The sequence below is a fragment of the Rhodococcus sp. AD45-ID genome (assembly GCF_003023755.1).
In the GTDB taxonomy this organism is placed as follows: Bacteria; Actinomycetota; Actinomycetes; order Mycobacteriales; family Mycobacteriaceae; genus Rhodococcus_F; species Rhodococcus_F globerula.
Genome location: NZ_PYHL01000001.1, coordinates 2,541,912 through 2,566,442 on the forward strand (window position 1 = coordinate 2,541,912; position 24,531 = coordinate 2,566,442).

General features: G+C 61.8%; 20 protein-coding genes. 10 read left to right on the forward strand and 10 right to left on the reverse strand.

From position 1 onward, the window contains the following. Positions 1-3 precede the first annotated feature (3 nt). The 3 genes from C7T36_RS11660 to C7T36_RS11670 are packed head-to-tail and all read right to left on the reverse strand — an operon-like array spanning position 4 to position 3,871. Positions 4-1,104, reverse strand: coding sequence for an AAA family ATPase (locus C7T36_RS11660; RefSeq protein WP_033233672.1), 1,101 nt, complete (start codon positions 1,102-1,104; stop codon positions 4-6). Continuing rightward, complete coding sequence (locus C7T36_RS11665) at positions 1,101-2,585, reverse strand: DUF5691 domain-containing protein (protein WP_045065515.1); 1,485 nt, start codon at positions 2,583-2,585, stop codon at positions 1,101-1,103. Before C7T36_RS11665 ends, C7T36_RS11660 begins: the two co-directional genes overlap by 4 nt. Beyond that, positions 2,582-3,871 carry an SWIM zinc finger family protein gene (locus tag C7T36_RS11670; protein ID WP_045066760.1) on the reverse strand — a complete coding sequence of 430 codons (1,290 nt, stop codon included), beginning with the start codon at positions 3,869-3,871 and terminating at the stop codon, positions 2,582-2,584. The genes C7T36_RS11665 and C7T36_RS11670 overlap by 4 nt, the downstream gene beginning before the upstream one ends. Positions 3,872-4,039: 168 nt before the next feature. On the opposite strand from C7T36_RS11670, the gene C7T36_RS11675 reads away from it, so the two are divergent. Together C7T36_RS11675 and C7T36_RS11680 are read left to right on the forward strand one after the other, a co-directional pair. After that, complete coding sequence (locus tag C7T36_RS11675; RefSeq protein ID WP_045065517.1) at positions 4,040-4,447, forward strand: YciI family protein; 408 nt, start codon at positions 4,040-4,042, stop codon at positions 4,445-4,447. 9 nt (positions 4,448-4,456) lie between these two features. Continuing rightward, on the forward strand, positions 4,457-5,605 hold the full coding sequence (locus C7T36_RS11680; RefSeq protein WP_045065519.1) for an RNA polymerase sigma factor: 1,149 nt from the start codon (positions 4,457-4,459) through the stop codon (positions 5,603-5,605). 9 nt (positions 5,606-5,614) lie between these two features. On the opposite strand, the gene C7T36_RS11685 is transcribed toward C7T36_RS11680, so the two are convergent. The 5 genes from C7T36_RS11685 to C7T36_RS11705 form a co-directional block, all read right to left on the reverse strand. Further along, entirely contained in the window at positions 5,615-6,937 is a 1,323-nt protein-coding gene (locus C7T36_RS11685; RefSeq protein WP_045065521.1) for a CdaR family transcriptional regulator, read from the reverse strand. Next, a complete protein-coding gene (locus C7T36_RS11690) occupies positions 6,934-8,367 on the reverse strand; it encodes an NAD(P)/FAD-dependent oxidoreductase (protein WP_045065522.1) in 1,434 nt (477 codons plus the stop codon). Before C7T36_RS11690 ends, C7T36_RS11685 begins: the two co-directional genes overlap by 4 nt. After that, positions 8,364-10,211 carry a DUF3556 domain-containing protein gene (locus tag C7T36_RS11695; RefSeq protein ID WP_045065523.1) on the reverse strand — a complete coding sequence of 616 codons (1,848 nt, stop codon included), beginning with the start codon at positions 10,209-10,211 and terminating at the stop codon, positions 8,364-8,366. The genes C7T36_RS11690 and C7T36_RS11695 overlap by 4 nt, the downstream gene beginning before the upstream one ends. An 85-nt stretch (positions 10,212-10,296) precedes the next feature. Next, positions 10,297-11,769, reverse strand: coding sequence for a class I adenylate-forming enzyme family protein (locus C7T36_RS11700; protein WP_045065526.1), 1,473 nt, complete (start codon positions 11,767-11,769; stop codon positions 10,297-10,299). Positions 11,770-11,884: 115 nt separating this feature from the next. Then, complete coding sequence (locus tag C7T36_RS11705; protein ID WP_045065529.1) at positions 11,885-12,772, reverse strand: LysR family transcriptional regulator ArgP; 888 nt, start codon at positions 12,770-12,772, stop codon at positions 11,885-11,887. 74 nt (positions 12,773-12,846) lie between these two features. Here C7T36_RS11705 and C7T36_RS11710 point away from each other — a divergent pair, with 74 nt between their 5' ends. From C7T36_RS11710 to C7T36_RS11720, 3 genes are all read left to right on the forward strand, one after another. After that, positions 12,847-13,467 carry a LysE/ArgO family amino acid transporter gene (locus C7T36_RS11710; RefSeq protein WP_045065532.1) on the forward strand — a complete coding sequence of 207 codons (621 nt, stop codon included), beginning with the start codon at positions 12,847-12,849 and terminating at the stop codon, positions 13,465-13,467. Positions 13,468-13,670: 203 nt separating this feature from the next. Further along, entirely contained in the window at positions 13,671-15,218 is a 1,548-nt protein-coding gene (locus tag C7T36_RS11715; RefSeq protein WP_045066761.1) for an FAD-binding protein, read from the forward strand. A gap of 99 nt (positions 15,219-15,317) precedes the next feature. Further along, the gene (locus C7T36_RS11720; protein WP_045065535.1) at positions 15,318-16,640 is read left to right on the forward strand and encodes a ClC family H(+)/Cl(-) exchange transporter; all 1,323 of its coding nucleotides are present in this window, start codon (positions 15,318-15,320) and stop codon (positions 16,638-16,640) included. 46 nt (positions 16,641-16,686) lie between these two features. On the opposite strand, the gene C7T36_RS11725 is transcribed toward C7T36_RS11720, so the two are convergent. Continuing rightward, positions 16,687-18,057 (reverse strand): NAD(P)/FAD-dependent oxidoreductase, encoded by a 1,371-nt coding sequence (locus C7T36_RS11725; RefSeq protein WP_045065538.1) that lies wholly within the window; start codon positions 18,055-18,057, stop codon positions 16,687-16,689. Between the two features lie 123 nt (positions 18,058-18,180). Here C7T36_RS11725 and C7T36_RS11730 point away from each other — a divergent pair, with 123 nt between their 5' ends. The 5 genes from C7T36_RS11730 to C7T36_RS11750 all read left to right on the forward strand — a co-directional run bounded on the left by C7T36_RS11730 (position 18,181) and on the right by C7T36_RS11750 (position 23,786). After that, positions 18,181-19,071 carry a LysR family transcriptional regulator gene (locus C7T36_RS11730; RefSeq protein WP_045065541.1) on the forward strand — a complete coding sequence of 297 codons (891 nt, stop codon included), beginning with the start codon at positions 18,181-18,183 and terminating at the stop codon, positions 19,069-19,071. 93 nt (positions 19,072-19,164) lie between these two features. Continuing rightward, on the forward strand, positions 19,165-20,628 hold the full coding sequence (locus C7T36_RS11735) for an aldehyde dehydrogenase family protein (protein ID WP_045065544.1): 1,464 nt from the start codon (positions 19,165-19,167) through the stop codon (positions 20,626-20,628). Between the two features lie 23 nt (positions 20,629-20,651). Next, on the forward strand, positions 20,652-21,761 hold the full coding sequence (locus C7T36_RS11740; RefSeq protein WP_045065546.1) for an NAD(P)-dependent alcohol dehydrogenase: 1,110 nt from the start codon (positions 20,652-20,654) through the stop codon (positions 21,759-21,761). A 120-nt stretch (positions 21,762-21,881) separates the two neighbouring features. Continuing rightward, the gene (locus tag C7T36_RS11745) at positions 21,882-23,393 is read left to right on the forward strand and encodes an MFS transporter (protein WP_239654642.1); all 1,512 of its coding nucleotides are present in this window, start codon (positions 21,882-21,884) and stop codon (positions 23,391-23,393) included. 45 nt (positions 23,394-23,438) lie between these two features. Next, positions 23,439-23,786: a hypothetical protein gene (locus C7T36_RS11750; protein ID WP_045065549.1), complete on the forward strand. Its 348-nt coding sequence runs from the start codon at positions 23,439-23,441 to the stop codon at positions 23,784-23,786. A 69-nt stretch (positions 23,787-23,855) separates the two neighbouring features. On the opposite strand, the gene C7T36_RS11755 is transcribed toward C7T36_RS11750, so the two are convergent. Then, a complete protein-coding gene (locus C7T36_RS11755; protein ID WP_080711699.1) occupies positions 23,856-24,437 on the reverse strand; it encodes a PadR family transcriptional regulator in 582 nt (193 codons plus the stop codon). Positions 24,438-24,531: the final 94 nt, after the last annotated feature.

Below are 24,531 nucleotides of genomic sequence, written 5' to 3' on the forward strand. Positions count from 1 at the left end.
ATGTCACCCGGTGACCTCGCGGCAGGCCCGGTAGAAGTCGGACCAGTCGCCTCGTTCACGCACCACGGCCTCTAGGTATTCGTTCCACACCACGCTGTCCGCTACCGGGTCCTTGATCACCGTGCCGAGAATCCCGGCCGCTACGTCTGATGCGCGCAGGACACCGTCACCGAAGTGCGCGGACAACGCCAAGCCGTTGGTGACCACCGAAATCGCCTCTGCTGTTGACAGCGTCCCGGATGGGGACTTCAGCTTTGTCCGACCATCTGCCGTGGTGCCGGAACGCAATTCGCGAAATACGGTGACGACTCGACGAATTTCCTCAGCCGCTGCCGGAACAAGAGGCAACTCCAGCGCCGCACCCAATTGTTCGACCCGCCGCGCCACAATGGCCACCTCGTCTTCCTCGCTGGCAGGCAGAGGCAGAACGACGGTATTGAATCGTCGACGCAATGCGGAGGACAGATCGTTGACACCACGGTCGCGGTCGTTGGCAGTGGCGATGAGGTTGAAGCCCTTGGCCGCCTGCACTTCCATACCCAATTCGGGCACGGGAAGCGTCTTCTCGGACAGAATCGTGATGAGAGCGTCCTGCACGTCGGCTGGGATGCGCGTCAACTCCTCGACTCGAGCGATCTTCCCGGTTTCCATCGCGTTCATCACCGGCGAGGGCACCAACGCGCCGGCGGTAGGGCCTTCGGCGAGCAGACGCGCGTAGTTCCAGCCGTACCGGATGGCTTCTTCGGGTGTGCCGGACGTGCCCTGAACCAAGAGCGTCGACGCCCCCGATATCGCAGCCGAAAGGTGCTCGGACACCCAGGTTTTAGCGGTTCCCGGCACTCCGAGCAAGAGCAGTGCGCGATCGGTCGCGAGCGTCGCGACGGCGACTTCCATCAGCCGACGCGGGCCCACATACTTGGGAGAAATGACGGTACCGTCCTCGAGAGTGCCGCCCAGCAGGTACGTGACGACCGCCCAGGGTGAGAGGTTCCACGACGGTGGCCGCGGACGCGTGTCGGCCGCCGCCAGTGCGGCTAACTCATGTGCGTATTCCTGCTCGGCGTGCGGACGCATCAGTGAGGTCGGATCAACAGTGGCACTCATGTGAGCTCCTCGAGCAGTGTCTTGCGGTGGACAATGGCGTTGGCGGTCTTGACAAAAGCTTGCTGCCAGTCGAGATCACGGGCACGTTCCGCAGCTCGGCCGAGCACGGTTACTGCGCTGTACGGGAAACTGGCCTGCGCAAGACGCAGCGACTCGGAGTACTTGTAGCGCGAGAACTCGGCAGATCTGGCCCCGCCATCTGCACGCCTGGCCGCGGCGCGTTCCCACTGCGCCACCACGGAGGCTGTGATGTCGTCCGGCCACGGGCGAGGCAGCGTCTGGAAGATCGCCGCCCGGTCCGGATGCAGGATGTTCGCGTCACCAGTTCCCGACAAGAGGAGATCGGCCAGATCGCGCGGCGGAATCATCGGGAGCAGGCGCCTGTCGGTGGACAGACCACGCGTGCGGAAAATCGCCTGAGCCCATTCCGAGTTATGTTGGAGTACAGTGGCCGTGGACCAGGCGTCGTGAAGGATCGGTTCCCAGGTTCGGTCGAGACCCAGGTTCAGAACTGCCGACGGTTGACCGATCATGTTGTTCCACAAAGACAGTGGAGCTGCACTGATCGCCTGCCGTACGTACTCGGCGCGGTAATCGGTGTGTGGGTTGGGCCGATCCTCGATCCCGTCGCGCTTCGCAGCCGCATCGATTTCTTCGGGGGCCTCGACCACAAGTCGCACACCGGACTGTGTTCGTTCGATCCGCACCCATTCCTGGACGCGCCGAGCCATACGTTCACCGAAAGGCGACTGCGGCAGTCGGGCGAGAACCGTCGCTGCTTCACGCCGGACATCCTTGCGCCTGTCGTCGAGGGCGCGTTCGAGCAAGGGCACGTCATCGGCACTCAATCCGGTGACGAGAGCTGCGACAAACGCTGCTTTGTGTTCTCCCCGTTCCGTTTCCCAGGATTGTGTCAGCTCTTCCGACGCCTGCGCCGGCTCGCTCCGGCGGGTATCGGCCAACCACCGGAGGCGTTCTGCCGGCGTTCCGTGCCGCCACCCGTCGACGCCGCCGCCGCGGTTACGAATCAGCATGGACCACTCGGGATTTCGGGCAGCTAGCCACTGTCCGCGCTCGCCGACGATTCGCAGGATTCTCTCACGGTAGACCTCACTGGCTCGTGCATAGGCCAGTAATTCCGCGACCAGATGATCCGGCGCCCGGAAGTTTCGCTCGAGCGCCAGCGCAAACCACTCGTCGAGTAGCGTCGCCTTGGCGGCCAGCATGGAAAGCAGATGCACAGAAGACGATTCGGGGAGAACCAGCCGCGGGTCGTCCTCCGCGGGCGCAGGCAGGTCGGCAGTGACGGAACCTGCTCCCCCGGCGCGGTAGGCCCTGGCCAGTGCCGTCGCCTCCAGCAGCACGACTGCCGGATCGCCGCCAAGTCGCGTGGCAGCCGAACGGACATCGACCGGGAGATCATCGAAACTCGGTGCTGTACGCGATGTTCCGAGCAGAGCCGCCGACATGAGAGTGCTCACAGTGCCGTCACCTGACCACTCACGAATACCGAGAATGCCTCGATGTATCGTGCATTCCACGTTCCGCAGACACTCACCGGATACCCGCCGGAGATTCCGAGGAGTGTCCACATCATGCGTGAATCACCTTCTGCCGGCAGCGCTGAACCGGACTTGTCCACCAGAAACCATGATCCGTCGACATATGACGGCGTCACATCGGTGACCACAACCGGCCACGACCGCAACCACGGATCAGCGCTGACTGCGTCGGTGTAGTGCTCCAGCGCCGCCGCAATGTTCCCCGGCGGCAGAGTCGTGAACGGCTCCGCGTCACCATGTGTTGCTCCGAGTCGTGCCCGCAGCGCCGCCGCACCGGGATAGAAGTGCAGGTCTGCGTCGACAACATGTCCGACGGGCGGCACGACACCCGAGAAGTTGGGGGAACCGTGGGAGAAGTCGAGCAAAATCGCCCAGCGTCCCGTAGCTCGCCCCCGGAGCCACGTGGTGCGGGTGAAGAGCCGCTTCTCCTCCGTGATGCGTGAACCCATCACCATCCAGAGTTCGCGAACAGCAGGCAGTTCCATCACACTCTCGGTGGACACCGGGTATCCGACGTGCGCTCGCACCGAATCCCGAAGTGGACCGGGAAGTTGGTCCATTCTCTGATGCGCAACAACAAGGAGATGCAGGCGTACGAGTTCACCCAACACCAGTTCGGGCCAGTTCTCCGCCCCGGCCACCGCCCCGGCCAGCGACCGGAGCGCTCCGGCAACCCCCGGCGCCTGCGCGTCGACCATGCGTGCGGCCACTCCGTCGAGCGCTTCCCAGGAGATATCCATCGATGCCAGGCCACCACGTATCTGGTCGGTGATCCACAGGTCCAATTCGACCAATCCGCTTGCCACTCGTTCGGCGCGTTTCTGGGCTGTGGCCGGATCGGCAACTGCCTTGGCGGCAGGTACCGGTTGCTGTGCGGCCTTCCCCTCCCGTTGTGCCAACCACTCCGCAGCGAAGTCGAGCGGTTCCGCTGCCACCGGGACGCGTCCGGTCGACCATTCGAGAAGAAGGCCGAGCGCGTGCTTGCACGGGAACTTGCGACTGGGGCACGAGCACTTGTAGGCGGGACCGCTCAGGTCGACTATCGCCTGGTAAGGCTTCGATCCGCTGCCCTGGCACAGTCCCCAGAGGCCGTTCTCGACCTGCCCGGTCTGCGACCACGAACCGGCCAGTTTCTGCGCAGCTGCCAACGAGGAGGCGTCGGGAGCTACCGATGCCACCTGCCCGGCAGTCCACGGCGAAGTCACTCGAACACCGTAGGTCACGCTGCCGACACCACCGCTTCCAGACGCTTCACCAGCACATACACAAAGCTCGAAAAAACTTGTCGGCATGATGTCGAGAATCCGTGGCTTGCTACGTCCCTGTAGTGAAGTGCGACCAGAATGGGTGGCACCAACCCGAGGAGAAACACGATGGCCAAGTACCTGCTTCTCAAGCATTACCGCGGCGCTCCGGCTTCGGTCAACGACGTTCCCATGGATCAGTGGACACCGGAGGAGATCACGGCCCACATGCAGTACATGCAGGACTTCGCGGATCGGCTCGAGGGGACGGGCGAGTTCGTCGACGGTCAGGCTCTTGCCCCTTCAGGAACATTTGTCCGGTACGACGGCGAGGGTCGACCGCCCGTCACCGACGGCCCGTTCGCGGAGACCAAGGACCTCATCGCCGGCTGGATGGTGATCGACGTCGACAGCTACGACCGTGCCGTCGAACTGGCGGGTGAGTTGTCGGCAGCACCCGGAGCCGGCGGAAAGCCGATCCACGAGTGGCTCGAAGTGCGCCCCTTCTTGACCGCGCCACCCACGATTACCGACTGACTTCGACAGATGAACGACGTCTTGCTTCGGAGCCTCACTCCGAGCGTGCTCGGAATCCTCGTCCGCCGCGGAGCAGATTTCGCGGCGGCCGAGGACGCCGTGCAGGATGCGCTGCTCGAGGCAGTTCGGGTCTGGCCCGACAACCCGCCGCGAGATCCGAAGGGCTGGTTGGTCACCGTGGCCTGGCGGCGGTTCCTCGACGCGACCCGAGCGGAGGCAGCTCGCACCAGGCGTGAGCAGCTACTCGAGGAAGAACCCGTGCGGGAGTCCGCACCCGCAGTGGACGACACACTCCAGCTCTACTTTCTGTGTGCGCACCCGTCGCTGACGTCGTCATCCGCAGTCGCACTCACGCTGCGGGCTGTCGGCGGGCTGACCACCCGCCAGATCGCGCAGGCTTACCTGGTCCCCGAATCGACGATGGCGCAGCGCATCAGCCGGGCCAAGCGCACCGTATCCGGCGTGCGGTTCGATCAGCCGGGCGATGTCGCCACGGTCCTGCGAGTCCTCTACCTGGTCTTCAACGAGGGGTACTCCGGCGATGTCGACCTCGCTGCCGAGGCCATCCGGCTCACCCGGCAGCTCGCGGCCGCAATCGACCACCCCGAAGTGGCGGGCTTGCTCGCCCTCATGTTGCTCCACCACGCTCGGCGGGCTGCCCGGATCTCGCCCGACGGCAAACTTGTGCCCCTCGCGGAGCAAGATCGCAGCCGGTGGGACATCGAGGCGATCAGCGAGGGCATCACAACCTTGTACGCCGCGCTCGCCCGCGACCGGCTCGGTGAGTACCAGGCCCAGGCCGCTATAGCGGCACTCCACGCTGACGCGCTCACCGCCGAGGAAACCGACTGGGTTCAGATCGTCGAGTGGTACGACGAACTCGAGCAACTCACCGACAGCCCGGTTGTCCGCCTCAACCGAGCGGTCGCCGTGGGAGAGGCTGACGGAGCGCGCGCCGGTCTGGCGGCACTGGCAAGGCTGGACAACTCACTGCCCCGATACACGGCGGTGGCGGCGTATCTTCACGAGCGCGACGGAGACCTCACGACGGCGGCGCACCTGTATGGCGAGGCGGCACACAAGGCAACCAACCTCGCCGAACGCGACCACCTCACACGCCAGGCTTCCCGGCTCAACTCCCGCCGGAGTGCAGACTGAATTCCTGTCTCAACCGAGAGGGCGCAACACCGATCTACCGAGCAATTCGCACACCTGCAACGCCAGAGCCAGATCCAGCTTGTCACGCCCGACGATGACTGGATCGCCGAGCGCTTTGTTGATGCGGTATTTCACGGTATTGCGGTGCAGATTCATCTGATTGGCGGTATGGAGGTGACTTTCGCCGTTCGCAAAGTACACGCTCAATGTTGTGCGCAGGGACGCCGCACCCGGGGTGTCGGCAGCCAACGGCCCCAACACTTCCCACACCCAGGACTTGGTCGCGTCCAGATTGTCCGACAGGAGAGACACCACCGCGATGCCTCGGTCGCCAAAACTCACGAGAGGCCGTCCCGGCGTATCCGGCACGGTTGCAACAGAATAGGCGGCGCGCGCTTGCTCATGCGAACGCTTGAACCCGGACATCCCATTCCCGGGAAGACCGATGGCGACGCGGGTGCCACCGTCGAGCGGCACGGATGCCGACAGCACCTGCAGATCCGGTGCCGGAACGCGGCGTCCGAAGGGCAACCACGCCCACACTGTTCGACGGTCGATCGCGGTAACGATCACTGATTTGTCAGCGCCGGCCGCCGCGCCGAGATCACGCACCAGCCGATCCAGGGCATTGAAACCCAACGCATCGGCGTCCCACGTCGACCAGGCAACTACGGCAATGTGGTTCTGGTCCAGCCGATATCCGGTTTCAGCCTCGAAACTTCCCGCGTCTGCGCCAGTTCCGGACAACAGTGCGTGGATCGCAGCCGAATGCAAGTTGCCCTGTGCGTTGATCCACCGACTTCGCTCCTGTTCGTACGCATCGAAGACGTACAACGTAATCCAGTCGATGTAGCTGTACACCACGTCCGAAGTATGTTTCAGGACAGCCAAAGTCAGTCGGGCTGGAATATCGAGGGCGCTGACCTCGTCATGGCAGATCCTCATCAGATCGCCCTGGCCCATGTGATATGCCCGTACCAACGAGTTGGACGGGACATCTCGTTGGGCGAGCCTGAGCGCGTATTCCACTGCCGCAGTCGTGGGCTGGAGATGATCGATGGGGATGTCGTTTGCCAGTACGTGGATGATCGTCGTGACATTTCCCTGCACGCTGGCTTCGAGCATCTCGATCAAATTGGCATCGTTGTCCAACTGGTCGATCTCGTGAGCCATCATGACGCTCATTTCGCGCGCTATTTCAGTGCTACGCGCATCGAGGCGTCGCGCCAATTCTGCAACCACGGCAAGAACTTCCGGTTCGGCGGCAGCCGGCACCCGGGCGAGGCGCCGCCTCGCGACGGCGTCTCGATCCTTGTGCGATGGACCCGTCACAAAACCTCCGCACCCTTCCGCCTGAGGTACTTCAGTGCAGATTCGGCCGCGTTGTATCCGCACATTCCGTGTGCCCCGGCCCCTGGCGGCGTCGACGCCGAGCAAAGGTACGTGCCCTCGATCCCGGTGCTGTACGGATCTACAGCGATGCGCGGACGCAACACCACTTGCAGTTCGGAGTTTGCCCCTCCGATGATGTCGCCGCCCACCTGATTCGGATTGTCCTGTGCCAGATCAGCGGTACTGCGACTCGATGTGGCCACGATCTGATCCCGGAACCCCGGTGCAAACCTTTCGATCTGGCGGATGATCGCCTCCGTAGCGTCGCCGGTATATCCATGTGGCACATGGGCATAGGCGTACAGCGGATGGATGTTCCCGGCAGAGCGGGTGGGATCAGCGAGGTATTGCTGTCCTAAGAGCACAAACGGTCGCTGCGGCATGCGCCCCGCATTCGTCTCACGCTCATTTGCCACAATTTCGTCGAAACCACCTGCCAGATGGACTGTTCCGGCCCGCGCACAATCCGGGTTAGTCCACGGCACATGACCTTCGATCGCAAAATCAACCTTGAAAGCGCCGGGTGCCAACTTGAACTTCCGGTAGGCCTTTGCCACTCGGGCGGGGAGACGATCCCCCAGGATTTCGAGAGCACCAACTGGATTGACATCCATCAGAACAACATCAGCGTCCGGAATCTCGACAGCTGTGCGCACCCGGATACCGGTGTCGATCTTGCCACCATGATCGAGGAGCATCGCCGCTAACGCATCGGTGATGGAGCGTGAACCGCCCTCGGCAACTGGCCATCCGTAGCGGTGACCAGCCGCGGTGATCATCAACCCCACGGCCGATGTGGCCGGACGGTGAAGTGGATAGAAGGCGTGGGCGGCGACCCCACCGAACAGCGCCTTGCCCTTGTCCGTCTTCCACAATTTCGCGGTCACGGTTGCCGGAAGCAGTGCTCGCGGACCGAAAGCCGCAAGCCTGAGCGGATGCCGCGGAACGTTCACGATGGGGCGCATCAGGTCGGACGCGAGAGCGTCGAAACCCGTCGACAGGTCGCTGAACATGCGTTGCCATCGCTGCCCGTCCGCGCCGAGCCCCGCTGCGGTCTGCTCCAGCGAGCGATACAGAACACCGGCATCACCGTTGTCGAGGGGGTGCGCACAGTCCGCCTCGGCCCACCGCCAAATCAACCCGTACCGCTCGAGGTCGAGCTTGGACAGGTACGGCGAACCGATACCCATCGGGTGAAACGCCGAGCAGTGATCGTGGATCAATCCGGGCACGTCGATCGGACCGGAGCGTGTTCCTCCGCCGATCTGGTCGGCGGCCTCGAGTACCTGCACGTCCACACCGCTCCTGGCAAGGTGTACCGCGGCAGCGAGCCCGTTCGGCCCGCTGCCGACAACTACGGCCTTTGTCACTTACCCACCTCTTGCTCGATACTGCTGGTCTTCGTTCGCATCCTCGGCTCGGAGACGACCTGCGGGTCTGTCGCCGCGCGGTCAGCTCGTACGTCCAGTGTCCACTGAACATCGAACGGAATGGGGCCATTCGGCAACCACGGTTGTTCGGCTACCGCGTCGGCCACCTTGAAGGTGCCCCGTTCGATGACGCCCAACGCCGCGTCGATCACCTTGTACTCCTGCGTGCCCTTGTGGATGGGCTGGGATTCGATCCACGTCACCAGGAACTCGCCCGGTGCGAAGTTGCAACGACGCTGAATCGCCGCGATCATCTTCTCGTCGTGCAGATGGCCGTCGCCGAAGTTGAAGGCGACGATGGAGTTGCACATGAATTCGGCCTCCCGCAAGGAGTACGTGTTGATGTCCTCACCGAGGTGCCGGAGCATCAGCGAGAACAGCGCGCGCCCCTGGCTGTGCATCGAACGCCACCCCAACAGCTGATGCAGAACGACGTCGGACACGTCTTCGGGGTACATCGTCATCAACTGATTACGGGTATCGGGCGACGGACGCTTGATGCACTGGTCGATCTTGGCTTCTGCACCCGGCGCGAATGCCCACGTCGCAGACGCCCAGTTGCCGGCGTACTGACGCATGGAGGGCAGGAACGACACGAGATCGGGTCGAAGATTGCCGAGAATCGGGAAGAAAGCAAGTGCTGCAACAATTCCCACGGTAATCCACGGCGAGGACATGGCAGCGAGACCGTAGCCGTCCCACGCCGGGAAGCCGAGGAACAGGAACGCCGCCGCGTAGGCAAACAGCAGGTTCCATTCCAGTGGAACAGCCAACGGGAAGGTCGACGCGATGAACAGGTGGAATCCGACCATGAGAATTACGGCAAGAATGGTCAGGGTCTTGTTGGTGGAGAACAGCAGGATCAACGGTGTGACGATCTCGACCATTGTTCCCGCCACGTGTGCAACTCCGCCACCGAGGTGTGAGGGCCGCAGGTCTTCGGGGAAATTACGGTAGTGCGCGCGCTTGATCTTCTTCGAGGGAATCCACGGTGTATTACTCAACATCGGCGGAACCACCAGTGAGAAGTGGCGACCGAACTTCGAGATACCGGCTCCGATCCACACCATGACGATCAGCAACTTGAGCGCCAGGATCATGTCGACGAACGGCAGGAACGTGAAGAAGAAAATAGCCGGCAGGTACTGCTCGCTGCGCGCGGCGATGAACGGGACCTTGTCGCGCAGACCAAGAATCGCCATGAGGACCAGGAACGAGTACAGGGCGGTCGGGCGTACCAGTCCGGCGTTATCGGCGATCGCCGCGTCGATTCCCGTAGTGTGCACTCCTGGAAGCACTGTGGCAACAAGAAGATTGGCAACAGCGGCGACGTAGATGAGCACGTCGAACACCGTCCGGGTGTCGCCGGAAGTGAGTGGAACCTTGCCCGGCCACGGTGGCAGGCGAATCGTTCCCGGCCGAATCCAGTAGAGGACGCCACCGGTCATCGGCTTGAAGTGACCGGCCAGCGGGCCCCACGAACCTGCCAGGCCCAGCATCTCGAGCATCATCGTCCACAGGATCAGCTTTTGGTAGACGATGGGCTGATTCCACCAAGATCCTGGATCGACCCAGGAAAGCCCGGAAGTCAGTGTCGCAATTGCAGTTCCGGCCAGCAGGTAGAGAAACAGCAACTTCATGATGTAGACGGTGTGGACCATCTTCGGTGTCCCGAAGCCGTAATCAACCCAGTGCGTGGACATGTCGCGAAGACGCTCGAGGAAAGGCTTGTCCATGAACGTGGCCGGGTCGACGGGAGGGAAGTTTCCTTCTTTGAATCCCATGGTGTGCTCCTGATGTGCAGTATGTGGGCATGACGGATCAACTCGACGCACGTCATCGAGTTATTCGGGTATTACGGGGATGTGGCTAGCGAGCGGGTTCGACGCTCAATGCTCGCCGCATTCCAGGTTTGTCGATCTTGCCCACCGGGTTTCGGGGTAGCGCGTCGACGACGTAGATCGCCACTGGCAGCTTCACGCGAGTGAGGAGCGCCGTGACATGTTCGAGCAGTTCGTTTTCCGTGACAGGCGAATCCGGATACGCAACAACATAGGCAACAGGTACCTCTCCGTAGACCTGGTGCGGAGCCCCGATCACAGCGGCCTCCAACACGGAAGGGTGCGTGGCAAGCGAGTTTTCGATTTCCTTGGGGTAGATGTTTTCTCCTCCCCGGATGATCATGTCTTTGATGCGGTCGACCAGAGTCAGGTAGCCATCCTCGTCCAGAAACCCGACGTCGCCGGTGTGCAACCAACCGTCCACAACAGTTTTGGCTGTCTCTTCCGGCCTGTTCAGGTAGCCACGCATCACGTTGGCACCCTTGATGATTACCTCGCCCGCGACACCACGCTGAGCTAAAGTACCGTCGTCGGCGAGGATCGCGATCTCTTGACCGGGCAACGCAGGGCCGACTGTGCCGAGTTTGCGAATGCCGTCATAGGGATTACACGCAGACGCACATGTTCCCTCGGTCAATCCGTAGCCTTCCACGATGACAAAACCGAACCGTTCCTCGGCGCGTTCGAGCAGTTCCTTACTGATCGGTGCGGCGCCGCAGACACCTAGTCGCAACGACGCCGTGTCGAGCGTTGCACCTTCGGACTGCGAGGTCAGCATCGCGTAGATGGCGGGAACGGCGGAAAAGTAGGTGGGCCGCAAGCGTGCCACGTCGTCGAAGAACCTTGATACCGAGAACTTTCCGGTGATACTGACCTGACCGCCGACGATCAGCGGGGCGAGAACGCTCACACAAATAGCATTGACGTGAAACAAGGGCAGTACCAGAAGACAATGGTCCGCTCCCGTGATGCCGATGCTGCGCCCCATCGACGACGCCATGAACTGCAGGTTGGCATGGGTCAGAATGACGCCCTTGGGGGTACCCGTAGATCCACTGGTGTAGATCAAGAGCGCAAGGTCTTCCTCCGCCACGGCGACGTCCGGTAACGGTACGGATGGTGGCGCAACAGCCAGATCATCGACGCACAGCACTGCGCGTCCACCGTTCGGTGCACCCAGTCCAGACGTAACAACCAGTTGCGCACCGGAATCCATGATCTGATAGTCGGCCTCATTGGCCGTGAACATCGGATTGATCGGTGTCGCAGCGGCGCCGACGCGCCAGGCCGCCATGATCGCCGTCACCAACTCGACTCGGTTGGGAAGCATGATCGCAATGACGTCACCACGCCCGATACCCCGGCTTGCGAGTTGCGCCGCAACAGCTTCTACGCGATCGGCGAACTCCGCATAGGTCAGTTCGCTTCTATCGTCACGAAGGCACGGAGCGGATCCGTACTTCTTTGCCAGATCGGGGGCCAGATATCCGATGTCCACCACGTGAGTCAGCACCTTTCATTGCATGTGACTCAGAACACTATCGACGATCTGGGGCCGAAGAAACGGTCGCGGAGGCTCAACTTGCCCAATTTCTTTGTCTCCGGAGCACAATCGGTCAGGCACTCGATTGAGGCAAGATTTCCTGGGCACGAGCAGCAACGGCGTCGGCGATTCGTACCAAGATGGGCGGCGACAACTTCCACTGCTGCCAGAACAGCGGCACGTCGTAGACAAAATTCGGATCGAACCCGATCAGCGCATACGCCGATTCGTGACTTTGCAGATCAGGCAACAGACCCCAGCCGTAGCCCAGTCGCACCGCATCCGAAAAACCCGCAGACGAGGGCACCTGGTGACGAGGAGGGTCAACGGGGTAGCCGACCTTCCTGCGCAAGTACCTGTCCTGCAGCAAATCCTTGCGGTTGAACACCACCACCGGTGCGGCTGAAAGTGCTTCTGCCGTAACACCGTCCGAAAACCATCTGTCACAGAATTCGACGCTTGCCATCGGCCGGTATCGCATGATGCCGAGCCGGCTCGACGTGCACCCTTGAATTGGCGTCGCCGCCGAGGTTACTGCCGCCATCACCGACCCGTCACGGAGGAGATCGGTTGTATGGTCCTGATCGTCGAGATGAAAGTCGAAACTCGCTTCGGCCGTGAAATCTGCAAGCACCTGAAGTACCCACGTGGACAACGAGTCTGCGTTGACCGCAACCGAGATACGAGCCAGTGAGCCCTGTTCGTTGTCAAGACCCAACTCGCGCATGGTATCCCGCGAGAGAGCATCTATCTGACGGGCCAATCGCAGTACCTCGCGCCCCGAGTCGGTGACCTGAACCGGCTTGGTGCGTTGCAGCAGAATCCGGCCCACCGCACGTTCGAGTGCTTTGATCCGCTGACTGACTGCAGATGGCGTGATGTGCAGTTTCCGAGCAGCCGCGTCGAATGTTCCCTCGTCTACCGCGGCGTGGAGCGCTTTCAACTGCTCAATGTCCAGCATGATCTGAAGCTACTCTTATGTGCCTTAAGAATCATTAGCTGGACTGCTGATTATTCGACGGCCAGGCTGGTGACATGCTCAGCAATAGTGACCCGACGTCCGCCGTCGTCGGTTTTGGTGTCGGACTCTCGTTGATCGTTGCGATCGGCGCCCAGAATGCGTTTGTACTTCGCCAAGGCCTGACGCGCTCGCACGTACTCCCGATCGTGACAGTCTGCGCCGTTTCGGACGCAATTCTGATTCTCGCCGGCATCAGTGGAATTGGAGCCATTCTCGAACACGCACCGTCACTGATCACTTTCGTTCGCGTTGCCGGTGCGATTTTCCTACTCAGCTATGCAGTGTTCGCCGCCAAACGTGCCGTCCGGCCGCAGACGTTGGCGCCCGATCAACACGGCAACGGATCAAGGCTTGCCGCCATCACTATGGCATTGGCTCTCACCTGGCTGAACCCACATGTCTACCTCGACACCGTGATACTGATGGGTTCGATTGCCAACGGCCGCGGCGAGATCGGACGGTGGTGGTTTGCTGCCGGCGCCATCACCGCCAGCGCACTCTGGTTTGCCGCTCTCGGTTACGGCGCGCGTCTGCTGACGCCACTTTTTGCAAAACCCAATGCCTGGCGAGTTCTCGACGCCATTATCGCCGTGATGATGACGACCCTCGGGGTCAGCTTGCTCCTGGAACTCTGAACACGGGCGGGCTGAATTTTGTATCCCGTTCACTGGAACATCGACAACCGCACGCGGGCGAGGCCGTGCTTAAAATCACCTTACGTCGACGTCGAGGACATCACTGACGACATGGTTTCCCGCTTCGCATCTGCACAACCAGTAGCTTTCCGTGCGCGGAAGAACCCACCTGGAAAACCGGCGTAGCCGGGAAAGGCTGAATGATGATGAACTGGAACGAAGAATATGACGTGCTGGTGGTCGGTTCCGGCGGCGGCGGCGTCACCGGCGCCTACACGGCGGCTCGCGAGGGACTGACCGTCAATCTCATCGAGGCGACCGACAAGTTCGGCGGCACCACCGCATATTCCGGCGGCGGCGGCGTCTGGTTTCCGTGCAACCCGGCGCTGCAACGCGCGGGTACCGACGACACCATCGAGGACGCGCTCGAGTACTACCACGCCGTAGTCGGCGACCGTACTCCGCGCGAGTTGCAGGACACGTACGTCCGCGGCGGCGGCCCCCTGATCGAGTACCTCGAACAGGACGAAATCTTGAAGTTCGAAATGCTCCCCTGGCCCGACTATTTCGGCAAGGCGCCCAAAGCCCGCCTCGATGGACAACGGCACACCATGCCCACCCCGCTCCCTGTCTCGCAGGCGCCGGAACTGCGGGAGGTTGTGCGCGGCCCCCTCGACTTCGACCGTCTCGGGATCCCGCAACCCGACGACTTTTTCATCGGCGGACGAGCACTGATAGCCCGCTTCCTCAAAGCCATCGAAAAGTATCCGAATGCGAAGTTGACCTTGAACAGCCCGCTTGTCGAGCTTGCGGTCGAAGAAGGAGCCGTCGTCGGCGCCATCGTCGAACGCGATGGACAGCGCGTAGCCATCCGTGCCCGCAGCGGCGTGATCCTGGCAGCCGGAGGTTTCGAGGCGAATGACGAACTGCGACAGAAGTTCGGGGTTCCCGGCCACGCCCGCGACACCATGGGGCCCGGAGCGAACCTCGGCAAAGCGCATCAGGCTGCCATCGCAGTCGGCGCTGACACCGACCTCATGGATCAGGCATGGTGGTCACCCGGACTGACCCATCCCGACGGGCGTTCTGCGTTCGCACTGTGGTTCACCGGCGGCATCTTCGTCAACCAGGACGGTGCACGCTTCGTCAACGAGTCGGCTCCGTACGACCGACTCGGGCGCGATGTGATCGCTCAGATGGAACAGGGCACGCTCACGCTGCCGTACTGGATGATCTACGACGACAAGGAGGGCGAGCGCCCGCCGGTGCAGGCACCGAACGTGTCGATGACAGCGACTGAAAAGTACGTCGACGCAGGCCTGTGGCACACCGCCGACACCCTTGAAGCCCTCGCCGAAAAGATCCGAGTGCCGTCCGAAATACTGGTGGATACAGTCGCTCGATTCAACAAGATGGTCGAAAACGGCGTCGACGAGGACTTCGGTCGTGGTGACGAAGCCTATGATCGTGCGTTCTCGGGCGGCGAACCACCGCTGGTGGCGATCGAGCAGGGCCCGTTCCATGCGGCGGCGTTCGGAATCTCCGACCTCGGAACCAAGGGCGGGCTGCGCACCGACACGGCAGCTCGAGTTCTCGATACGTCGCACAACCCGATTCCCGGCCTCTACGCGGCGGGAAACACCATGGCTGCGCCAAGTGGAACGGTCTATCCCGGCGGCGGAAATCCCATTGGCACCAGCATGCTCTTCAGCCACCTCGCCGTGCAGAACATTCTCTCCGAGCGCGAGTAACGCACAGGCTGCCAGCGCACATGCGTTACCGTTCACACGACGCATGTTCCACCCAATTCACGTTTCGAGAGTTGTGACCGTCAGGTAGGACTGACCACGATGACCGCGGACGATATCGGCGACGAACCGCGTGAAGCCAGCCGCGGGTTGGTGCTGCTATGCCTGCTCGCGATCGTCGCCGGAGCTTGTGTCGGCTTCATCGGTGGAGCGTTCCGGTGGTGTTTGCACAGGGCGGACAGTCTGCGCGAGACGATTCTGGAATGGTCACATGGGATTCCCTATGTCGGCTGGCTTGTCCCTGTTGCACTGGTGGCGTTGTGCACAGCGCTTGCCGTCATGATCGTGCAACGCGTGCCGCTGGCAGCGGGAAGCGGTATCCAGCATGTGGAAGCCGTCTTCCGCGGCGAGGCACAACCTCCACGTCTTGTCCTCGTGCCCGCAAGATTTGTGGGCGGCCTACTGGCGATCGGTTCGGGACTCGTGCTCGGTCGCGAAGGGCCCACCGTGCATATGGGTGCGGCGATCGGAGCAGAAGCAGGTCGGCGAGCCCGGCTTTCAGTACCGGATGTGCGACTGCTTCAAACATCCACTGCCGGAGCCGGACTTGCCGTGGCATTCAACGCGCCCATCGGTGGCGCTTTGTTCGTCTGCGAGGAAGTCACCAAATCGTTCCGGCTCCGCACAGTCCTTCCCACCCTGTTCGGCGTAGCGGTGGCAGTGGCATGCTCACGGCTGGTGATAGGTGATCGGCCTGACTTCGCGGCCGGCACCGTCCCCAGTCCACAGATTGCGCTCCTACCGCTGTTTATCGTCTTCGGACTGCTCACCGGGATACTGGGGATTGTCTACAACCGCCTGATTCTGGGCATGCTCGATCTTGTTGCGCGCCATCGTCGTATTCCGCCGACCGCCATCGGAGCGATGATCGGTGCCGTCATCGGCGTCGTTCTGTTTCTCAACCCGCTGGTTGCCGGCGGCGGCGATACAGTCTCGCAGATACTTGTCGGTGGGCGCACCTTCGTCATGCCGATTCTGCTGCTGTACTTGGTTGTTCGATTCTTCACCGGCCCGCTGTCCTACGCCGCAGGAACTCCCGGAGGCCTTTTTGCTCCGCTACTCACCCTCGGCGCGCTCTGGGGTTCGTTATTTGCCGGGCTGGCAAGCTTCATCCCCGGCGTCGACGCCGGAGTTACCGTCGCGATGGCGATGGTCGGTATGGCCGCGTTCTTCGGCGCCGTGGTGCGGGCGCCGTTCACCGGCATTGTGATCGTCGTGGAAATGACAGCCGTCACTTCGGTGCTGGTTCCGATGCTCGCCGCCACCGCTGCCGCAGTCGTCGTCGCGACATTGGCCGGGTCAGCACCTATTTACGACAGTTTGCGCGAACGGATGCTGCAAGGCCAACGCCCACCTCGCGCGTAGCGAAGTGGGCGTTGGAAGAACCTGCGTTACCGGGCAGTCGCGAGAATCAGGCGGAGTGCGCCAACTCGGGTTCCTTTTCGAGCACCGGTGGAGCAGCCTCGATTTTCACCGGTTCCTGCGTGTAGTGGAAGTGCGGGCGACGGTGGCCGATGAAGGACCCGAACCAGGACATCACTGCGACATAACGGTTTCGGAAGCCCACCATGTACATGACGTGCACGGCCAACCACATGAACCATGCGATGGTGCCCTTGAATTCGATCTTCTTGCCTACCCGGACCACAGCGCTGAATCGGCTGATGATCGACATGCTGCCCTTGTCCATGTACTTGAAAGGCGTTCCGGCCTTACGTTTTCCATTGACAATCTTGGCAGCGTGACGGCCACCCTGCATCGCGACGGGCGACTGGCCCGGCAACCCGTTGAGCGAGGTCATGTCGCCGACGGCGTACACATTGGCGAAGCCACCCACGGTGAGGTCTGGATTGATGAGGAGCCGGCCGGCACGGTCGCTCTCGCAACCGGTTGCAGCTCCGAGAACTGCGGCAAAGTCGTTGGCGCGCACGCCGGCCGACCAAATTACGGTCTCGGCGTCGATACGCTTCTCTTCCTTGGTCGGGATCGACGACACCGTGACGCCATGCTCGTCGATGGCGGTGACCATGGTGTTGAGAACTACCTCGACACCGGACTTCTCGAGCGATTTCTGCGTGTATTCACTGAGCTTGCCACCGAAGGCGGGCAGTGCAACGCCGGCGCCTTCGACCATGGTGACAGTGACTTCTTCTGCACTGATGTTGTTGATAGCCATCGCGAAATAGCGTCGCGCCAATTCCTTGATCTGACCGGCCAACTCGACACCCGTTGCACCGGCACCGACAACAACAAAGCTCAGCAGGTTCTTGCGAGTGAGTGCGTCGGTGGTGGTGTGAGCCTCTTCGAAGCAGCGCAGGATTTGCTTACGTAGCAATTCCGCGTCTTCGACGGTCTTGAGCTTGTACGTGACCTCGGCAAACTCGTCGCGGCCGAAGTACGCCTGCGTTGCTCCTGTTGCTGCGATCAATGAGCGATATCCGAGCGTGTGCCGTTGGCCCGACGCCTCGTACACGATTGTGTTGTCTTCGGCATTGACCTCGACGACGCGTCCGAGACGAACATCCGCGTCGGGGAACTTCTGCAGGATGTTGCGGATCGGCGGAGCAATTTCGCCGGCCGAGAGCACGCCGGTCGCAACCTGGTAGAGCAGCGGTTGAAAGAGGTGCTCAGTGGTCTCGGAGATGAGGACAAACGGCGTCTTGGACTTCGTGAGCGTCTTCGCGGCAGCAAGTGCCCCGAACCCGGATCCGACGATGACGACCTGAGTCTTCTCGTGTCCCGTTGCATCCACATCTGCGCGACCCGCAGCAGTTCTGTCCACCACAAACTCCTAAACCAAATTGAAAGTATGACTATTACCGTATGGAACGGTCATAGGCTCAGTCCAGCTAGCTGCAGCATTCGCAAGACTGTTATCTGTTTTGCTCATAAGTAGGATGTCGGTATGGACTTTCGCCAACTCAAGTATTTCCTCGTTGTCAGCGAGGAGCTGAGCTTCAGCCGTGCTGCCGAACGGTGCTTCATCTCCCAATCCGCCATCAGCCATCAGGTCGCGCGACTGGAAAAGGAACTCGGCGCGACGCTCTTCGAGCGGTCCACCCGGGCGGTGCACCTGTCACCGGCAGGCTCGCGGTTGGTGCCGATCGCCCAGCAGGTTCTCAGTCTCGAAACCATGGCGTACTCGGTGGCACGCGATCCCAGCGCACGCATCCGCATCACGGGAAACATGAGTTTTGCCGGTCAGACACTCGATGCAATTGCCCATGTGCGCGAACGACATCCGGACCTCGACGTGGAGTTCGTGATCAAGAGCTTTGCGCACCGAATGGACGCAGTGGCGTCGGGCGATGCAGACATTGCACTTATCCGCGGTAGCGTCGACCGCCCCGGTCTGGAACCTATCGACCTCGGCGTCGAAGATCTGCTGATCGTCATGTCGAGTCGCCACCCATTGGCCGGCCAGCAGAGCGTCGATCTGAATGATCTCGCCGCCTATCCGCTACTGCTGCCACCTCGCCAAAGCCAGGTTTTGATTCACCAGGTCGTGGAAGACGCGTTCCGGGAAATCGGGCGTCGAGTGCAGTTGGGTCCGGCAATTCCGAGCGATCACACCGCCACGCTCGACGTCATCACGAACCCAAAGGCCTGGACCCTCCTGTACTCGATCACCGCCGGCGAATCCCCGCGCGCCGGAATCAGCTTCATGCGAGAAGCTCACGGGCGCTTGCGAATCCCTGTTTCCGGCGTGACCCGTAGCGGCGCCACACATGTGCCGGAATTCAACGATCTGATTCAGGCACTCAAAGATTCCATGAACCCGTCTTTCACTGAGTGAAAGTTGGGTGGTCATCAGTTCCTTGGCAGAGCAGCGTGGTGAGTAACCATGTGATGCGGCCGAGCGGCGCATCCCCTTTTTCAAGGAGCGACCATGACGAGTTTGATGACCGAACCGGTCTGGGAATCGAAGATCTTTGCCGGAGAATGGATCGCCGGCGGGGCCGCAGATCGCATAGTTGTCGAACCCGCAACAGGTAATCAGCTCAGCACCGTCGGCATGGCCACGCCTGACGACGTCGCTGCCGCAGCCTCGAGGGCCGCCGCGGCCCAGAAAGACTGGGCAGCACGGCCGTACACCGAGCGAGCAGCCGTTTTGCGCCGCGCGGGTCACCTGTTCGAGCAGTACGCCGACGAAATCGGTGAGTGGGTAATCCGTGAGGCCGGCAGCATTCCGGCCAAGGCCGGGCTGGAAACCCACACCGCCGCTGAGGAGTGCTACAACGCAGCTGCCCTGGCCGCCCACCCGGTCGGGGAGGTTCTGCGTTCGGAACAGCCTCGCCTCAGCTTCTCGCGGCGCGTCCCCGTCGGAACTGTCGGCGTCATCGCGCCTTTCAACTTTCCGATCATCCTGGCCATCCGCGCGGTTGCACCCGCCCTCGCACTGGGCAATGCGGTGATCCTCAAGCCAGATCCGCGCACCGCAATCTGTGGCGGCGTGGTCCTCGCCCGCATCTTCGAAGAAGCCGGTTTGCCCGCCGGCGTGTTCAGCATGCTGCCTGGTGGCGCCGACGCGGGTGAGGCCATCGTGGTTCATCCGAGCATCCGCGTCATCGCCTTCACCGGATCGACTCGCGCCGGCCGGGCAGTCGGCGAACTGGCGGGACGTCATCTCAAGCGCGCCCATCTCGAACTAGGCGGCAACAACGCCCTGATCGTGATGGACGATGTCGACCTCGAAAAGGCAGTGTCAGTAGGCGCTTTCGGCTCATTCATGCACCAGGGACAGATCTGCATGACGACCGGCCGCCAATTGGTGCACGAGAGCATCGTCGGCGATTACACCGCTCTCCTCGCCGAGCACGCCGAGAAACTTCCCGTCGGCGACCCCTTCACCGGCCAGGTAGCGCTCGGCCCCATCATCGACGCCAAACAGCGCGACCACATCCACTCGCTCGTCACCGAAAGCATTGCGGCCGGAGCAAAACTGGCCGCAGGCGGAACCTACGAAGACCTCTTCTACCGACCGACAGTCCTGGCCGATACGCCACTCACAGCCCCCGCCTTTGCCGACGAGGTGTTCGGGCCCGTCGCCCCGGTGACGTCCTTCGCGAGCGTCGACCAGGCGATCGCCATCGCCAACAACTCCGAGTACGGCCTATCCCTGGGCATTCTGACCGCCGACGCCATGCGTGGGCTCGAAATCGCCCAGCAGATCCCGACAGGCCTCGTGCACATAAACGATCAGACCGTCGGCGACGAGGCTGTCATTCCCTTCGGCGGCATGGCGTCCTCCGGCAACGGGGGTCGCGTCGGCGGCATCGGCGCCAACCTCGATGCCTTCACCGAAACACAGTGGGTAACGGCGCAGAGCACATTGCCCGTCTACCCCTTCTGATCCGAATTCCTCAGGAGCACAACATGTCCCAAACAGCGCGCGCCGCGGTCGTCGACAAGATCGGCGACCCGTTCACCCTCGGCGACGTCACACTGGACACGCCACGGGCAGACGAGGTTCTGGTCCGCATCGTGGCCGCGGGTGTGTGCGGCACCGACCTCGGCGTTCAAGCCGGCCACATTCCCTTCCCGTTACCCGGCGTTCTGGGCCACGAGGGAGCGGGCATCGTCGAAGAAGTGGGCAACGCTGTCACCACGGTCAAGCCCGGTGACAAGGTCCTGCTGTCCTTCACCAGTTGTGGAACGTGCCGAAACTGCCGCACAGCACACCCCGCGTATTGTCAGGAGTTCTTGCCGCGCAACCTTATCGGCGGTAGTCGAGCCGACGGCACTGCCACGATCTCGCGAGGCGGCGAAGACGTGAGCGGCCACTTCTTTGCTCAATCCTCGTTCTCCACATATGCCCTTGCCGACGAGCGCGGCGTCACGAAGGTCTCCGACACCGCGGATCTCGGTCTACTCGCTCCGCTCGGATGCGGCATCCAGACCGGCGCAGGAGCGGTACTCAACATCCTGAAGCCGGAATCCGGCTCGACCATCGCAATCTTCGGTGTCGGAGCAGTGGGCATGGCGGCAGTCATGGCTGCGAAGCTGACGGGTGCGGAGCGCATCTTCGCGATCGACATCGTGCCGTCTCGCCTCGACCTGGCACGCGAACTCGGCGCCACCGATGTGATCAATTCGAAGGACGTCGACGCCGCAGCGGAACTGGACCGGATCAGCGGCGGTCTAGGCATCGACTACGCCATCGACGCCACCGGCAACGTCGCGGTGCTTGCGACTGCGATCGAATGCCTCGCTCCGCTGGGTACCGTCGCTGCCATCGGCGCTCCCGCAGCCGGAACCACTGTGGCGGTGGACGTAAATTACCTGCTCAACGGCCGCAAGTTTATCGGTGTCACGGAGGGCGACGCAGTGCCGCAGGTATTTCTGCCGTCGCTGGTGTCGCTGATCGAGCAGGGGCGTTTCCCCTTGGAAAAGCTGGTGAAGCACTACCGGTTCGATCAGATCAACGAAGCCGCTGAGGGCATCAAGAACGGCAGTGTGCTCAAGCCGGTGTTGCTGTTCGACTGATTCCCAGCGAGCTTCGGTGAACACAACCGTTGACGGGATCAATTCCCCGGACCTACCATCCAGAGAAATTTACTTCGCCACATTAAATACATTTCTCTTGTAGTTCCCGAGAAGGACCCATTGACGAATACAGTTGCCACGAACACCGCTACCCCGTACTCCGCGGTCGAATTCACCGCAACGTCTCCGCGCCGAGAAGCGTTGATCATCGCGGCCCTGAGCTTGGCCGCGATGATCGTCTCGATGATGCAGACGTTGCCGGTTCCGATTCTCGGGCGGATCCAATCCGACCTGGGAGTCTCGACCGCCGGCGTCAGTTGGGTGACAACGGCGACGCTGCTGTCTGCGGCGGTTTTCACCCCGCTGCTAGGCCGCTACGGGGATCAGCATGGCAAGAAACGCACACTGGTCGGCGTTCTTGTCGTCATGGTGATCGGTTCGATCGTCGCCGCGCTGGCACACAATCTGCCGCTGCTCATTCTCGGTCGGGTTCTTCAGGGAACTGCAACCGCGATCTTCCCGCTGGCGCTCTCGGTCTTGCGCGAAGAGCTACGGCCGCACAGGCTTCCCGGTGCGATGGCCTTGGTCAGCGGAACTCTCGCGTTCGGCAGTGGGCTCGCGTTGGTCGCTACCGGCCTTCTCACGTCCGGCCCGGACGCCGACTACCGCAACGCCTTCTGGATGGCCACGGGATTCGCGGTGCTGGCCTTGATTGCCGTCATCACCCTGGTCCCGCCCACCACACACAAGAGCGGTGGTCGTGTAGACCTCATCGGTGCGCTGAGTCTGGGAGCGGCACTACTTCTGCTTCTGCTGTCGATTTCTCAAGGCCACCAATGGGGTTGGCGCTCACCCTTGACGATCGGCGTTTTCTTGGCCTCGACCGTGATGTTCGCAGTCTGGGTGTGGATCGAGAAGATCGTCGACGAACCGCTGGTCGACATGCGGATGTTCGTCCACCGCCCGGTGATGATGGCAAATCTTGCCGGCGTCGTGGTGGGCTTCGGCATGTTCGCAAACTTCCTCGGGGTCTCGTATCTCGCCCAACTTCCCCGCGATCTCACCGGCTACGGGTTCGACGCGAGCATTCTGCGTGCTTCGGTCGAATTCTTGCTGCCAGGCGCGATAGTTTCGCTGATCGCCGCCCCGATCGGCGGTCGACTCATCAGGCTGCGTGGGCCACGCTTCGTCCTAGGGCTCACCGCGGTCCTGGGGGCATTGCCGTTCGCGTGGCTGGCGTTCGACCACACGCACACCGCATCGGTTATCGGTGCAGGCATGGTGATCGGCGCCGCCCTCAGCCTCGGTTATGCAGCCATGCCCGCCATCATCATGTCCAACGTGCCACATCATCAGAGCGGCATCGCCAACGGCATCAACTCGATCTCACGTTCCACCGGCAGTGCCATCGGCAGCGCAGTGGTGACGACGATTCTGGCGTCGATGACAATCGCGAATCTCCCCGAAGGAGTACCTGCGATGCCCAGTGAATCCGCTTTCACTGTCACGTTTTCGACCGCCGCCGTCGCCTTCGTACTGGTGGGCCTGGTGGGGTGGCTGGGTCTGCGCCCGCCGCGTTCCCTTGCGGCTTCGGAGCAACGTGCCACCCCGGAGCAACCTCCCGCTAGGTGAGATCGAAAGTACCGCAGAGGATTAGGTACACCGTAGCCTGCGGGCATGGCAGGCGAGACGCTCTACGTGGTCGACCGGATCGTCACGAATCGCGGATGTGGGAAGAAGTTTGTCGACGAATTCCGTGCCGGCTACCTGCCTGGTGCCAGTCGTCGCGGCCTGACGCTCGACAACATACTGGTCAGTCCGCCGTTGTGGTCCGAAGGCGAACCCAACGTCGTGACGATCACCTGGACCGTCGACGGAACCACCGGTTGGTGGGCAATGACTCGCCTGAGCCGCGGTGACTCCAGCCTGAAGCAATGGTGGGATGCAATGGATCCACTCATCTCCGAGCGTAGTCGCACCATGGCCGCTGCAGCCGACGACGTCGCGCCACTGGCCGATGTATAACGTCACGAGAGTCGTGCATCTTCAATTCGATGACAAATCGGAATAGCAGTCAGACGGAACGCGTCGCGCTCAGATCTCCTTCCACCTGCCGCCGCGTACGGGGCGGGGCAAGCCGAAAGCATCGATGTCTCCTTGCGCAATTCGAGCTGCGGCCTCATCGATATCATCGAGCAATTGGGAGGCGAGGTCGATCTCCGCCTGAAAATGGCGGCCTACCCATCGCAAACTCATCTGGGTAAATGCCCAGCCTGGTTCGTTCTCGGAATGATCGGCATGTTCTATTGCCTCGAGCTTCTTCGCCTGAAGATTACAAATGTGATCCAGCACTATCGCTTTGAGTTGATCGGGGTCATTCAGGTGACCCACCCACAGTCTCAACATCACGCCATGTTTGAGGACAGGTGTTTCGATCGGCGATTCGCGTGACCATAATCTGACGACCTCGATACCGGATTCGGTTATCTCGAAGACTCGTCGGTTCCGCTGCCCCGATTCGGAAATCTCCCGCGAACGAACAAATCCCAGTGCTTCCAGCTTCTTCAACTCGGCGTAAATTTGGCTTACCGAAGGACTCCAGTAATAGAATCCAATGCTCCAATCAGCCCACTTCTTCAGGTCGCTACCACTGAGTTCTTCACCGAATGTGAGCATTCCCAGCACTGCCCAACTTGTCGCGGGCAATGCTGGATAACACGTGGTCGCGGGATCAGGCACCGGGCCAGACTAACAAGATGTCAATCACCTG

Bases quoted from the DNA above. Each gene is read 5' to 3' on its own strand.
- C7T36_RS11660 (WP_033233672.1), bottom strand. From the start codon at position 1,104: ATGAGTGCCACTGTTGATCCGACCTCACTGATGCGTCCGCACGCCGAG.
- C7T36_RS11675 (WP_045065517.1), top strand. From the start codon at position 4,040: ATGGCCAAGTACCTGCTTCTCAAGCATTACCGCGGCGCTCCGGCTTCG.
- C7T36_RS11680 (WP_045065519.1), top strand. From the start codon at position 4,457: ATGAACGACGTCTTGCTTCGGAGCCTCACTCCGAGCGTGCTCGGAATC.
- C7T36_RS11695 (WP_045065523.1), bottom strand. From the start codon at position 10,211: ATGGGATTCAAAGAAGGAAACTTCCCTCCCGTCGACCCGGCCACGTTC.
- C7T36_RS11705 (WP_045065529.1), bottom strand. From the start codon at position 12,772: ATGCTGGACATTGAGCAGTTGAAAGCGCTCCACGCCGCGGTAGACGAG.
- C7T36_RS11710 (WP_045065532.1), top strand. From the start codon at position 12,847: ATGCTCAGCAATAGTGACCCGACGTCCGCCGTCGTCGGTTTTGGTGTC.
- C7T36_RS11715 (WP_045066761.1), top strand. From the start codon at position 13,671: ATGATGAACTGGAACGAAGAATATGACGTGCTGGTGGTCGGTTCCGGC.
- C7T36_RS11720 (WP_045065535.1), top strand. From the start codon at position 15,318: ATGACCGCGGACGATATCGGCGACGAACCGCGTGAAGCCAGCCGCGGG.
- C7T36_RS11730 (WP_045065541.1), top strand. From the start codon at position 18,181: ATGGACTTTCGCCAACTCAAGTATTTCCTCGTTGTCAGCGAGGAGCTG.
- C7T36_RS11735 (WP_045065544.1), top strand. From the start codon at position 19,165: ATGACGAGTTTGATGACCGAACCGGTCTGGGAATCGAAGATCTTTGCC.
- C7T36_RS11740 (WP_045065546.1), top strand. From the start codon at position 20,652: ATGTCCCAAACAGCGCGCGCCGCGGTCGTCGACAAGATCGGCGACCCG.
- C7T36_RS11750 (WP_045065549.1), top strand. From the start codon at position 23,439: ATGGCAGGCGAGACGCTCTACGTGGTCGACCGGATCGTCACGAATCGC.
- C7T36_RS11755 (WP_080711699.1), bottom strand. From the start codon at position 24,437: ATGCTCACATTCGGTGAAGAACTCAGTGGTAGCGACCTGAAGAAGTGG.